We start from the raw sequence: 12641 nt of genomic DNA, 5'->3' as shown, positions 1-12641 counted from the left end.
GTGCCGCCGTCCACTCGGGGCGCACCGCTCGCGCGAAAGGAGAATCCGCCGCGCCGGCGCGTTGCGGCGCCGTTGGCCGCCGGACGGTCGGGGCGGGGGCGTACGCGGCAGATGGATTGTGGACAATTTGTCTTGCCACGTCGTGCCGTTCCGGGAAAGCGCGTTTTTAACGCAGTGCAGCATGGGGCTTCCGTGCCGGAGTGCCGCGCTCTCTGCTTGACGCCGGGAGGCCCGCCGCCTTTGGTGGATTGGGTGCGTCGGACGGTCACGCCCCGATGCCGATGCCTCGGGGGCCGATGCAACCCAGGGGCATCTGTGCATCGTTAGGCGAGGCAGGTCATCAAGAGGAGCGTATGAGCGACACCGAGAGCCACGCCGCCGAGGAACCCCGCGAGGTCGAGTTGAAGCTCGACTGCGCCGGTGCGGACCTGACGGCGCTCGCGTCCCACCCCCGGCTGAAGCACGCGGCGACAGCCGAGCCCGAACGGTTGGTCACCACCTATTACGACACCCCCGACGGCGCGCTTCGCGAGGCCGGCTTGACCCTCCGGGTGCGCGCCAAGGGCGGCCGGCACGTCCAGACCGTGAAGGCCGGGAGCGGCGGCGTCGGCCTGTTCGACCGGGCCGAGTGGGAAACCGAGATCGCCGGGGAAGCGCCGGACCCGGCCGCCTGGGCCGACACGGCGGCGGAGCGGATCCTGCGCAAGGCCGACGCCCCTCTCGAGCGGGTCTTCTCCACCGTCGTGATGCGCCGGGAGATCCCGGTGGAGGAGGGCACGTCCCGGATTCTCGTCACCCTGGACGAGGGCCAGGTCGAGACTGCGCGGGGCCGTGCGCCGCTCTGCGAAGTCGAGCTGGAACTTCAGGACGGCGACCCGGCCGATCTGTTCGTCCTGGCCCAGTCCCTCGCCGAGACCGTGCCGCTGCGCCTCGGCGTGCGCGCGAAGAGCGCGGTCGGCTACGCCCTGCTCGACGGGCGCGGCCCGGCGGTGGTTAAGGCCGAGCCGGTGGACCTGCCGGAGGGAGCGAGTGCCGGGGACGTCTTCCGTCACGTGGCGCGCGCCTGCCTGCGCCACATGCGCCTCAACGAGACCGCTTTCCTGGAGGGGGGGCGCCCGCCCGAGGCCCTGCACCAGATCCGCGTCTCCCTGCGGCGCCTGCGCTCGGCGCTGTCGCTGTTCGGCCCGATGCTGCAGGCCGATCCCCGGGCCGCGGGCTTCAACGATTCGATCAAGCAGGTCACCGAGCCATTCGGTCACGCCCGCAACCTCGACGTGTTCCTCAGCGACACGCTTCCGGATCTCGCGAAGCAGCGGCCCGACGAGCCCGGCCTCGACGCGCTGCGCCAGCGGGCCGAAGCGGAGCGCGCCGTCGCCTACGAGGCCGTGATGGCGACCCTGGAAAGCCCGCGATGGCGCGCGCTCATCATCGACTTGGCCGGCTGGGTCGAGGCGGGGTCCTGGGCCGACGGGCCCGACGCCGCCGTCGACGGGCGGCACTTCGCGGCGCAGGTGCTCGACAAGGCGCGGTCGCGGCTGAAGAAGCGCGGGCGCGGTCTCCGACACCTCGACCCGCATACCCGCCATCGGGCCCGGATCGCCGCCAAGAAGCTGCGCTACGGTGCCGAGTTCTTCGCCGATCTCTACCGAAAGAAGAAGGCGGTCCGCCGGCAGGAGAAGTTCGGCGCCGCGCTCTCGGACCTGCAGGACCATCTCGGCGCACTCAACGATCTGGAGACGGCCCGGTCGATGACCGAGAGCCTGTCCGGCCCGCCGATGCCGGGACCGGACGACCCCGGGGCGCAGAAGCTGCTCGACGCCGCCGCAGAGGCCCGGTCCGACCTCCTCGACGTCAAGCCGTTCTGGCGCTGACGCGATCCGGGCCGCCCTGCGGGCCGGAGCCGGGTCTGCGCGGCGCCCCTCGTGAGGGCGGTGCCGCGCAGGCCATCCTGCCCTGCGCGCCCGGCATCTCGTCGTCTCCGGGGGGCGTCTGATCCGGAGAGGCGGATTCGGGATCGTCGAGAACTCTGACCGTCGGGGGAGCCCGGCGCCGCAACGGCGACCCGCGTCGACGGGGCGAGCGCCCGAACCGTACCGGAGGCCGAACGGGTCGATCCGCGTCGCGCCGAGCCACGGAACGCGCTTTTTGACGGACGGAGCGCCGACCGACCCGGGGCGTTTATCGGCGCGGGATACAGATCCGGCGCCCGCCGGCCCGGTCGATAGCGGCGGAGTATTGCCCGGGGGAGACCGCCGCCGGCTCGAAGCGCGGGCCTGGGGGGCACCCGAACGTCGTTCCGGCGGCGTGACGACGTGCACGGCTTCCGCGGAGGGGGAATCGCTGAAGCCGCATTTCGCCGGCCGCGCTTTGGAACGCGGTCGACCGAAAAACTCGCATGGCCATGTTGCCGAAGGATGTCTGGTCTCGGGATCCGCCCCCTTTTATGGGCTGACCTTCGGGGATGGGTTTCCTCCGCGCCGCCGTCTGCTATCCCTCCCGATCACTCCCGACGTCCGACCTTGCCGCCGACAGTCCCGAATGAGCCTTTTGCGCGACCTCTTCGGCCATGTCGGCCGTACCGTGACGGCCTATGCCGGTGACAAGGCGCTGATGCTCGCGGCGGTCTCGGCCGCGGCCAACGTCATCGTCGCCGACGGCGAAGTCGCCGGTCCGGAATTCGACGCGGCTCTGCTCGGCCTGAAGGCCGACCCGGTCCTGATGAAGGGCTACGACGCTTTGATGCTGGAGACCGAACTCTACGAGGGCATCGCCCGGGCGCGGACCCGGCTCGGCCGGGCCGAAAATCTGCGCCATGTGGCGGCGGTCGCCGAGCGCCCCGCGAACCAGCGCGAGAACGTCTTCCTGATCGCCGCGGACGTCGCCGATCAGGACGGGATCAGCAACATCGAGGCGAGCGCCCTCGGCGAGATCGCCGTAGCCCTGCGGGTCGACGCGATCGGACTGCTCCGCGCGAATCCGGTCCGACGCCCGCCGGTCTGACAGATCCGGTTGGCATCGCGGTTGCTCGGCGCGGACGCGCTGCCCAGCCGGCCGCGCCCGCCTATAAAGACCCCGTCGCACGGCGACCCGCCGTGAAAGGAACCGGCATGGCCGAGAAAAGCCTCAGCAAGACCCACAACCTGCGCGCCGATGGTGCGCGACTCTGGGCGACGATCCTGGAGACCGCGGCGTTCGGCGGCACGCCGGCCGGCGGCATCAACCGCCTGACGCTCTCGGCCGAGGACGGCCAGGTCCGCGACTGGTTCCGGGAGGCCTGCGAGGCGGCCGGGCTGACGGTGTCGGTCGATGCGCTGGGCACCCAATACGCCCTGCGGCCGGGCCGGGACATGGCCCGCAAGCCGATCGCCTTCGGCTCGCATCTCGACACCCAGCCCACCGGCGGCAAGTTCGACGGCGTCCTCGGCGTCCTGGCGGGCCTCGAGGTGATGCGCAGCCTGAACGATGCCGGGATCGAGACCGACGCGCCGCTGCTCGTGGTCAACTGGACCAATGAGGAAGGCTCGCGCTTCGCCCCCGCCATGATGGCCTCGGCGGCCTATGCGGGAGACTTCACCACCGACGAGATCCTGGCCAAGCGCGACGCCGCCGGCACGACGGTGGCGGAAGCCCTCGATGCCATCGGCTATCGCGGGGTCGAGGCCGTCGGCACGCGGGAGATCGGCGCTTTCGTGGAACTGCATATCGAGCAGGGCCCGATCCTGGAAGCCGAGGGCAAGACCATCGGCGTGGTCGAGGGCGGCCAGGGCATCATGTGGTTCGACGGCGTCATCACCGGCTTCGAGAGCCATGCCGGCACCACGCCGATGCCGCGCCGCCGGGACGCGCTGCTCGCCCTCTCCGAGTTCGCCCTCGCGGCCGAGCGGATCGCCCTGGCGCACGCGCCCTCTGCCGTGGCCACGATCGGCGAGGCCGCGATCCTGGCGCCGTCCCGCAACGTCGTGCCGGGCCGGGTCGCCTTCACGGTGGATGTGCGTGACCCGCGCTCAGCGACCCTCGACGCCATGGAGGCGGACCTGGCCGAGGCGGCCGCCGAGATCGCTGGACGCCGTCGCCTGGAGATCGCGCTGACGCGGATCTGGCGGAAGGAGCCGGTGCCGTTCGATCCCGCCATCGTGGCGGCGATCGATGCGGCCGCCGAGAGCCTGGGGCATGCGCGGCGCCGAATTATTTCGGGCGCCGGCCACGATGCCTGCAACCTCGCCGCCAAGGTGCCCGCCGCGATGATCTTCGTGCCGTGCAAGGACGGGATCAGCCACAACGAGGCCGAATCCGCCACACAGGCCGACTGCGCGGCCGGCGCCGACGTGCTGCTGCAGACCGTGCTCCGTCTCGCCAACGCCCCGCGCACCTAGAAACCTGCAGCTTGGTGGTTCCGGCCGCACAGGAGAAGCGGCGCGCCGAGTCTCGGACGTCGCCGATCCGAGACCGCGTTGCCGTCGTCCCGGGCTCGCCTCCGGCGCCTCGGAATGATGGCAGCGCAGCCGCAAGCCCCTCGGTCCGGAGGTGTACCGCGGCGGAAAATCCCGTAAGGACCGCTCCATGAGCGCGCGATCCTACCGCGACGCCAAGGGCCGGCCGCTCGTCGCGGTGACCGGCATCGGCGTCGTTTCCTCCCTCGGTCGGGGACAGGCCGATACCTGGACGGCCATGACCGAGGGCCGGTCCGGCATCCATGCCATCGCGCGGTTTCCCACCGACGGTCTGCGCACGCGCATCGCCGGGACGGTGGACTTCCTCGACACCGATCCCCTCGTCGCGCCGCTCCTGTCGGAGCGGTTCGCCGCCGTCGCCGCCGAGGAAGCGGTGGCGCAGGCCGGGATCGGCACCAGCGGCGATTTCCCGGGCGCGCTGTTCATCGCGGTCCCGCCGGTGGAGATGGAATGGCCCCAGCGGCAGGCGCTGGCCGAGGCCGCGGGCGGCGACGGTCCGGTCGACTATGCCGGCCTGCTGCGGGCTGCCGCGACGCGCCGCTTCGATCCCTGGCACGACCTGTTCATCTTCGGCACGGTCGCCGACCGCATCGCCGACCGTTTCGGCACCAAGGGCTCGCCGATCTCGCTCTCCACCGCCTGCTCGTCGGGGGCCACGGCGATCCAGCTCGGCGTCGAGGCGATCCGGCGCGGCGAGACCGCGGCGGCGCTCTGCATCGGCACCGACGGGTCGGTGAACCCGGAATCGCTGATCCGCTTCTCGCTGCTCTCGGCGCTGTCCACCCGCAACGATGCGCCGGAAGCGGCTTCGAAGCCGTTCTCGAAGGACCGGGACGGCTTCGTGATGGGCGAGGGCGCGGCCGCTCTGGTTCTTGAGGACGCCGAGGCCGCGATCGCCCGGGGCGCCGCGATCCTCGGCTACGTCCTCGGCTGCGGCGAGAAGGGCGACGGCTTCCATCGCACCCGCTCCAGTCCCGACGGCGCGCCGATCATCGCGGCGATCCGGGCCAGCCTGGAGGATGCCGGCGTCGCGGCCGAGGCGATCGACACGGTGAACGCGCACGGCACCTCGACGCCGGAGAACGACAAGATGGAGGCCCTGGGCCTGGGGGCCGTGTTCGGCGCCCGCGCGGCCAGCCTGCCGGTGACCTCGAACAAGTCGATGATCGGCCACACCCTCACGGCGGCGGGCGCCATCGAGGCCGCGGTCTCGCTCCTGACCATCCGCCACGGCCGTATCCCGCCGACCATCAACCACCGGGTGCCGGACCCCACCATCGCCCTCGACATCGTCGAGACCGCCCGCGACCTGCCGGTGCGCACGGTGCTGTCGAACTCGTTCGGCTTCGGCGGCCAGAACACCTGCCTGGTCTTCGGCGCGGAGCCCGCGTGAGCGCCGCACCTGCCCAGAGCCGCGTCCTCGTGACCGGCGGCGCGTCCGGAATCGGCGCCGCGATCGTCCGCGCCCTGGCCGAGGCCGGGCTGAGCGTCGACTTCACCTATCGCGCCTCCGCCGAGGCCGCGCAGGCCTTGCTGGCCGACCTGCGTGCGGCGCATCCGGACCGGGCTTTCACGGCCCATTCCGTCGATCTCGGCGATCGGGGGGCGCTGGAGGCGTTCTGCGAGATCGCGGAAGCCGCGGGCTATTACGGCCTCGTCCACAATGCCGGCCAGTCCTGTGACGCCCTCGCGGCGATGCTCGATCAGGAGCGTGCCGAGGCGGCCATGCAGGTCAACTTCTTCTCGTTGACGCGGCTCGCCAAGTCGCTCGTCCGGGAGATGACCCGGGCGCGGTCGGGCCGCATCGTGGCGATCGGGTCCGTCGCCGCCTTGCGGGCGAATGCCGGCAACGCGGCCTACGCGGCCACCAAGGGCGCGCTCATCGCCTATTGCCGCACGCTGGCGATCGAAACCGCCAAGCGCGGTGTGACCGTCAACGTGATCGCCCCGGGCTTCGTCGACACCGCCATGATGGAGCGCTACGCCGCCTACCGGGACGGGATGGAGCGCCAGATTCCCGCCGGCCGGTTCGGGCGGCCCGAGGATGTCGCGGCGCTGACGGCCTTTTTGATGGGCGAGGGGGCCGCCTACATCACGGGGACCGTGCTGCCCGTCGATGGCGGCCTGACCGCCATGATGGGTGTCCACCGGTCCTGACCGGTGGCCCCGCCGAACCGGACCATCCTGACGATGCGCGCCAGCTTCGCCCTATCCGCCGCCTTCTGCTGTGCGGCCGTCCTGATCCCGGGCCACGCCCGGGCGGAGCCGCAGGTCTACCGGATCTCCGGCCTGCCGCCGGGCGAGCCGCTCAGCATCCGCGCCGAGCCGGATCCGTCCGCCGAGCAGATCGGCGAGATCCGCACGCGTGCCCTGGTCTTCGGCTGCACCAACGACACGCCGAGCCGCACCACGTGGTGCCGGGTGAAGGCCGGACGGGTCCTGGGCTGGGCGCGGCGGCGATATCTGGCGCCGGAGTGACGAGAGAGACGATGAAAGCCCTGCAGCTGTTCGGCGACCGCGACCTGCGCCTGACCGAGATCGAGCCGCCGCCCGCACCGGGCGCCGACGAGGTCCGGATCCGCATCCGCGCCGTCGGCCTCAATTTCATCGATGTCTGGGGCTTCCGCGGCATGGCCTTCGCCAAGCGGAAGATGCCGCTGATCGTCGGCGCGGAAGCGGCCGGGATCGTCGAGTCGGTCGGAGCGGGGGTCACCGGCCTCGCGGCCGGGGACCGGGTCGTGCCCTACGGGGCCATGACCTGCGGCCGATGCCGGGCCTGCCGCGAGGGGCGCGACAACCTCTGCGAGGACGTGTCCGGGGTGATGGGCTTCCATCTCGACGGCTTCGCCCGGGAGTTGGTCACCCTGCCGGCCCGCCTCGTCGTGAAGGTGCCGGACGGGGTCAGCGACACCGACGCCGCCTGTGCGGGCATCGCCTTCGGCACGGTCCAGCACATGCTGTTCGACAATGCCCGGCTGGAGCCCGGCGAGAGCGTGCTGGTCCATGCCGGCGGCTCGGGCATCGGCACCGGGGCGATCCGCATGGCCAAGGCGATCGGCTGCACCGTCTACACGACCGTCGGTGACGACGAGAAGGGCCGCAAGGCCGCGGAACTCGGCGCCGACCACGTCATCAACTACCGCACCGAGCGCTTCGAGGGCGAGGTCCGCCGGCTGACGAAGCGCAAGGGCGTCGACGTGGTGTTCGAGCATGTCGGCGCCGACACCTGGAACGGCTCCCTGCTCTGTCTGAAGCGCGGCGGCCGCCTCGTGACCTGCGGATCGACCTCGGGTGTCTCGACCACCATGAACCTGATGCAGCTGTTTCAGCAGCAATACCGCATCACCGGCTCCTTCGGCTGCTCGCTCGCCAATATCGGTCAGTCGCTCGCGAAGATGGAAGCCGGCATCCGGCCGGTCGTCGACACGGTGTACCCGCTCGCCGATTTCGCGCAGGGTCTGGAGCGGCTCGAATCGCGCCGGGTGTTCGGCAAGATCCTCGTCAGCCTGTAGCGCCGACGGCGGCGCGCCCGTCGGGCGCTGCAATGTCTCCGGGTGTCGCGATCAGCATTTCGCGCCGCGAGAGACTTGGCGTAAACGTCGCCGTACGGGTCGCTGGGGGGCCGCCCGGACCGTATCCCTGGAATCGATTGTGCTGCGTCTCGCCCTCCTGCTGAAACGATCGTACCCGCGCCTCGCGGGCTTCGCCATGGTCCCGGTGATCCGGGCCCTGGTCCTTCTGGCGCGCCTCCTCGGGCCGGTGCGGTCCACGGCATTCGCGGCGCTGCTGCTGCGCACCCTCGGACCGCTCCTGCCGGCGCACCGCACCGCGATGGCGAATCTGCGGGCGGCGTTCCCCGACATGCCGGACGCGGAGCGGAGACGGATCGCCCTGGAGGCCTGGGACAATCTCGGGCGGACGGGGGCCGAGTACGCCCATCTCGACACCCTGTTCGATTACGATCCCGCCGCGACGGGCCCGACGCGGACCGAGGTGTCGGGTATCGAGCACTTCTACGCCCTGCGCGACGACGGCGAGCCGGGTCTCATCTTCTCGGCGCATCTGGCGAATTGGGAGCTGCCGGCGATCTGCGCGGCCCGGTTCGGCCTGGACGCCACCGCGGTCTTCCGCCCGCCCAACAATCCGGCCGCGGCGCGCCTGGTCCAGGAGGTTCGGCGCAAGACGATGGGCGGCTTGGCCGCATCCACGCCGGGGGCCGTCTTCGCCATGCGCGACGTGGTCGAGAATGGCGGCCATCTGGGCCAGCTCATCGATCAGCATTTCACCCGCGGCGTCGTGGTGAACTTCCTCGGCCGGCCGTGCCTCGCCAACCCGCTGCTCGCCAAGCTCGCCCGCCATTACGACTGTCCGGTCCATGGCGTGCGCGTCGTGCGCCTGCCGGAGGGCCGCTTCCGCCTCGACCTGACCCCGCCCCTCGACCTGCCCCGGGCCGCCGACGGGACCATCGACGTGGCCGGCGCCATGCAGGCGATGACAGCCGTCGTGGAGGGCTGGGTGCGCGAAAATCCCGGACAGTGGCTGTGGATGCATCGCCGCTGGCGGCCCGACATGCTGCCGAGGACAAGAGTGACGTCGGCGCTATCTCAACCGACGGTAGAGGCTTCTCAAGCCAACGTGATTTCACCTTCGGCCTCCCAGACGGTCTGATGGATCGATGACGCCCCGGCCCCGCGCCCCGATCCGCGACCGCCGCGCGCTCCGCGCCGCCGTGTTGGCCTGCGCGGCGCTCGCCGCCATGCCGGCGCGGGCCGAGCCGGTCCGCGCCGTGGTGGAATTGTTCACCAGCCAGGGATGCGGCGCCTGCCGGGCCGCGGATCCGGTTCTGCGCGATCTGGCCCGCAAGCCCGGCGTCGTCGCCCTGACCCTGCCGGTGACCTACTGGGACTATCTCGGCTGGAAGGACACGCTGGCGCTGCGGCCATTGACCGAACGCCAGCGGGCCTACGCCCGGGGCCGGGGGGCGCGGCAGGTCTTCACACCGCAAGTGGTGGTTGACGGCAACGGATTCGCCGTGGGCTCCGACCGGCCGGCCCTGGACCGGCTGATCCGCGAGGCCTGCCAGCACGGCGGGCTGCCGGTCCCGGTGCGGGGCGAGATGAAGGGCGACCGGATCCTGGTGGAGGTCGGGGCGGCCCCGGAGGCCAAGACCGAGATCCGCGGCGATGTCTGGCTCGTGCCGGTGCTGCGCAGCCGCGCCATCGCGATCCAGGCCGGGGAGAATGGCGGCCGGACGGCGACCTACGTGAACGTCGTGCGGGGCATGCAGCGCCTCGGCCACTGGACGGGCCAGCCAATCAGTTTCGAGGTGCCCGATGCCCAGGCCCACATCGCCGACGCGGACAGCTGGGTCGTCCTCCTGCAGGGCGCGGCCGATGGCAGGCCGGGCCGCATCTTCGGCGCCGCGAAGGGACCCGGGCTGTAGCGCCCGGGTGCCGGCTACGCCTATTTCAGCGAGATCGGGTCGATCTGTCGGCGGCCCTCGCGCTCGTGGCGCGCCCGGGACTCGCGCGCCAGCGCCGCGAGCCGGCCGTCGAGCCGGTCGGACAGGCGGCCCACCAGCCCGATCGCGCCGTCGATCGTCCGGCTGACGAGCGCGACGGTACCGGTGACGGCTCCGACGATCCCGCTCTCGATGGCGCGACCGATTCGGCGAACAAGCTTCATGTCGACGGACTCTGGAAAGGCGGCGCCATCAGCGCCTCGGTCCGCGGCAGGTAGGGCAGCGCGTTGAGAGCGTGATGCGGCGGAAAGCGGCGTAGATCCGCGTGCCGGGTGCGGAACTTTTCCGCGACGCGGCCCCCATTTGCGCAGTGCGGCCGGACGGCCTGAACCGGCGGGGTGGCAGGCTCGTTGCAGAGGTGTGAGCGTCCGCCGTTCCGCACAGGCGCTTGCCATCGAGGGTCGACCATGCGGCGACGCCCGTTCCTGTCCGGGATGCTTGCCGCCCTGTCGCTGGCCGGTCGCCGCGCCCATGCGGCCGATCCAGGGGTGGACCTCCTCCTCGTCCTGGCGGCGGACGTGTCGCTCAGCATCAGCGCGGCCCGGTTCGAACTCGAGCGCAGGGGCTACGCGGAGGCCTTCGCGGATCCGCGCGTGCTCCGCGCCATCGGCGAGGGCCCGACCGGCCGCATCGGCGTCGCCCTGTTCGACTGGGCCGGCCCCGGCGAGCAGCAGGTGGCGGTCGACTGGATGGTGATCGGCTCGGCCGGCGATGCGGCCGCCTTCGCCGCCCGTCTGCTGACCGTACCGCGCCCGTTCTATGGCCGCACCGCCATCGGCTCGGCGATCGCCTTCGCCACCGATCTGCTGGCGCGGGCGCCGTTCCGCGCCGACCGGCGGGTGATCGACATCTCGGGCGACGGCACCGGCAATGCCGGGCGCTCCATCGCGGAGGCCCGGGACGCCGCCGTGGCATCCGGCATCACGGTGAACGGCATCGTGATCCTCAGCGATCCCGAGGGGATGCCGGACTTTCTGAAGGAACACACCAACCCGTCGGGCGGTCTGGCGGCGTATTACCGGGCCGTCGTCATCGGCGGCGAGGGCGCCTTCGTGATGACCGCCGAGAGCTTCGCGGCCTTCGGCCGCGCGCTCATCGCCAAGCTCGTGCGCGAGATCGCCTGATCGTCACCCGGATCCCAGAGGACCCACCATCGATGCGCCTCGCCGTCCTCCAGTTCACGCACGAGACCGTGACGTTCCTGCCGAACGACACGACCCGGGACGACTTCATCTATCCCGGTTCGCCGGCCGCCGGAGACGCGCTGCTCGCCACCGATCCCAAGGGCTACATGGGCGGCTTCGTGCAGGTGGCGCGGGAATACGACGGCGTCGCGCTGGTCGGCATCACCTCGCCGCTCTGGCCGCGCACCGGCACCGCCTCCGGCTGGATCACTGCGGACGCCTACGCGCATTTCCTCGGACGGATGATCTCGGAGTTGCGGGAGACGGGTCCGTTCGACGGCGTCTACCTCGCGCTGCACGGCGCGATGGCGGTGCGCGGCGTTCCCCGGCCCGAGGCCGACATCGCCCGGCAGGTCCGCGCGGCGGTGGGCGACGCGGCGGTTCTCGTCGGGACCTTCGATCTGCACGGGAACGAGGATCAGGCCTTCCTCGACCATGCCGACCTGGCCTTCGCGGTGAAGTATTTCCCGCATTACGACGGCCACCTCCAGGGCCAGCGGGCCGCCCGGATGCTGGTCCGCGCCGTGCGCGGCGATTACCGGCCGGCGCATCGGACCCTCAAGGTGCCGATCCTGTCACCCACCGTGGTCCAATGGACCGGTGCCACGCCCTGGGCCGACCTCGTGCAGCGCGCCCTCGTCTGGGAGGCGCGCGAGCCGGACGTGTTCGTCAACGTCTTCTTCGGCTTCCCGTGGGGCGATGCTCCGGATGGCGGGATGACCGTGCAGGCGATCACCAACGGCGATCCGGACCTCGCCGACCGCGCGGCGCGGGACGTCGCGGATTTCGCGTGGCGGCAGCGGCGTTCGCTGCTCGAGGCGACGCGGATCCATACGATCGCCGACGGCGTGCGCCTCGCCCGGGCGGCGATCGCGGAGGGCGCCGTTCCGGTCGTCCTCGCCGACCACAGCGACCGGTCCGGCCGGGCGACCTGGCTGCTGGGCGAGATCCTCCGGCAAGGTCTCACCCGCACCCTGGTCGCCACCGTCGCATCGCCCGCGGTCCTGGCGGCGGCGCGGGAGATCGCGGTGGGCGACCCGTTCGACGCACCGGTCGGCGGCGGCGGCGACCCGTCCGCGGGCGATCCGGTGCGGATCACCGGAACCGTGCTGCGCGTCGTCGCGGCACCGGAGCCCGGTGTCGCCGGCAGCGGCGGTGGCGGCGGAACCTGGATCTGCGTCGCCTTCGGAGGCGGCAACGTGCTCGTCCTGAGCCCGCAGCTCGCGCAGATCGTCGACCCGGAGGAGCTGTGGCGTCTCGGCCTGGAGCCGGCCGATTTCGACGTCGTGGCGATCAAGTCGCGGGTGCATTTCCGGCGCGGCTTCGACGACAGCGGCTACGCCCGCACGATCCTGCTGGTGGAGCCCCCGGAGCCGTTCCTCGGGACGGTGCGGCTCGATCATCTCCCCTACGCGCAGATGCAAGCGGCCCACTTCTATCCCTACGGCGATCCGCCCGGCCCGGTCCCGTCCGATCGTTGACCGA

12 protein-coding genes are annotated in these 12641 nt (G+C 71.7%); 11 read left to right on the top strand and 1 reads right to left on the bottom strand.

The window, feature by feature from the left end; all coding sequences use genetic code 11:
• The first annotated feature begins 353 nt into the window (after positions 1-353).
• From ABIC70_RS19145 to ABIC70_RS19105, 9 genes are all read left to right on the top strand, one after another.
• Complete coding sequence (locus ABIC70_RS19145) at positions 354-1871, top strand: CYTH and CHAD domain-containing protein (protein WP_354440627.1); 1518 nt, start codon at positions 354-356, stop codon at positions 1869-1871.
• Between the two features lie 667 nt (positions 1872-2538).
• Positions 2539-3000: a tellurite resistance TerB family protein gene (locus tag ABIC70_RS19140; protein ID WP_043351693.1), complete on the top strand. Its 462-nt coding sequence runs from the start codon at positions 2539-2541 to the stop codon at positions 2998-3000.
• Between the two features lie 107 nt (positions 3001-3107).
• Positions 3108-4373, top strand: coding sequence for a Zn-dependent hydrolase (locus ABIC70_RS19135; protein WP_354440624.1), 1266 nt, complete (start codon positions 3108-3110; stop codon positions 4371-4373).
• Between the two features lie 187 nt (positions 4374-4560).
• Positions 4561-5844 (top strand): beta-ketoacyl-ACP synthase, encoded by a 1284-nt coding sequence (locus tag ABIC70_RS19130; protein ID WP_043378480.1) that lies wholly within the window; start codon positions 4561-4563, stop codon positions 5842-5844.
• Positions 5841-6608, top strand: a complete 768-nt coding sequence (locus ABIC70_RS19125; protein ID WP_354440622.1) for an SDR family oxidoreductase — start codon at positions 5841-5843, stop codon at positions 6606-6608. The genes ABIC70_RS19130 and ABIC70_RS19125 overlap by 4 nt, the downstream gene beginning before the upstream one ends.
• Before the next feature lie 3 nt (positions 6609-6611).
• Positions 6612-6929: an SH3 domain-containing protein gene (locus ABIC70_RS19120; protein WP_078947411.1), complete on the top strand. Its 318-nt coding sequence runs from the start codon at positions 6612-6614 to the stop codon at positions 6927-6929.
• Between the two features lie 11 nt (positions 6930-6940).
• Complete coding sequence (locus ABIC70_RS19115) at positions 6941-7963, top strand: zinc-binding dehydrogenase (protein WP_043352778.1); 1023 nt, start codon at positions 6941-6943, stop codon at positions 7961-7963.
• Positions 7964-8102: 139 nt separating this feature from the next.
• Complete coding sequence (locus ABIC70_RS19110; RefSeq protein ID WP_354440620.1) at positions 8103-9119, top strand: lipid A biosynthesis lauroyl acyltransferase; 1017 nt, start codon at positions 8103-8105, stop codon at positions 9117-9119.
• A 7-nt stretch (positions 9120-9126) separates the two neighbouring features.
• Positions 9127-9894, top strand: a complete 768-nt coding sequence (locus ABIC70_RS19105) for a DUF1223 domain-containing protein (RefSeq protein ID WP_051975901.1) — start codon at positions 9127-9129, stop codon at positions 9892-9894.
• A gap of 20 nt (positions 9895-9914) precedes the next feature.
• Here ABIC70_RS19105 and ABIC70_RS19100 read toward each other — a convergent pair whose 3' ends face one another.
• On the bottom strand, positions 9915-10136 hold the full coding sequence (locus ABIC70_RS19100) for a hypothetical protein (protein WP_043758316.1): 222 nt from the start codon (positions 10134-10136) through the stop codon (positions 9915-9917).
• 243 nt (positions 10137-10379) lie between these two features.
• On the opposite strand from ABIC70_RS19100, the gene ABIC70_RS19095 reads away from it, so the two are divergent.
• Positions 10380-11096 carry a DUF1194 domain-containing protein gene (locus ABIC70_RS19095; RefSeq protein WP_043352785.1) on the top strand — a complete coding sequence of 239 codons (717 nt, stop codon included), beginning with the start codon at positions 10380-10382 and terminating at the stop codon, positions 11094-11096.
• Between the two features lie 32 nt (positions 11097-11128).
• Positions 11129-12637: a M81 family metallopeptidase gene (locus tag ABIC70_RS19090; RefSeq protein WP_354440617.1), complete on the top strand. Its 1509-nt coding sequence runs from the start codon at positions 11129-11131 to the stop codon at positions 12635-12637.
• The last annotated feature ends 4 nt before the right edge of the window (positions 12638-12641 follow it).

It is taken from the genome of Methylobacterium sp. 1973 (genome assembly GCF_040545035.1).
Taxonomy (GTDB): domain Bacteria; phylum Pseudomonadota; class Alphaproteobacteria; order Rhizobiales; family Beijerinckiaceae; genus Methylobacterium; species Methylobacterium fujisawaense.
The sequence above is the reverse complement of the archived record's forward strand: the minus strand, read 5'-3'. Positions and strand labels throughout refer to the sequence as shown.

Coding starts and splice junctions, on each gene's coding strand:
- ABIC70_RS19090 (WP_354440617.1), top strand. CDS start 11,129: ATGCGCCTCGCCGTCCTCCAGTTCACGCACGAGACCGTGACGTTCCTG.
- ABIC70_RS19115 (WP_043352778.1), top strand. CDS start 6,941: ATGAAAGCCCTGCAGCTGTTCGGCGACCGCGACCTGCGCCTGACCGAG.
- ABIC70_RS19140 (WP_043351693.1), top strand. CDS start 2,539: ATGAGCCTTTTGCGCGACCTCTTCGGCCATGTCGGCCGTACCGTGACG.
- ABIC70_RS19105 (WP_051975901.1), top strand. CDS start 9,127: ATGACGCCCCGGCCCCGCGCCCCGATCCGCGACCGCCGCGCGCTCCGC.
- ABIC70_RS19145 (WP_354440627.1), top strand. CDS start 354: ATGAGCGACACCGAGAGCCACGCCGCCGAGGAACCCCGCGAGGTCGAG.
- ABIC70_RS19135 (WP_354440624.1), top strand. CDS start 3,108: ATGGCCGAGAAAAGCCTCAGCAAGACCCACAACCTGCGCGCCGATGGT.
- ABIC70_RS19130 (WP_043378480.1), top strand. CDS start 4,561: ATGAGCGCGCGATCCTACCGCGACGCCAAGGGCCGGCCGCTCGTCGCG.
- ABIC70_RS19095 (WP_043352785.1), top strand. CDS start 10,380: ATGCGGCGACGCCCGTTCCTGTCCGGGATGCTTGCCGCCCTGTCGCTG.
- ABIC70_RS19100 (WP_043758316.1), bottom strand. CDS start 10,136: ATGAAGCTTGTTCGCCGAATCGGTCGCGCCATCGAGAGCGGGATCGTC.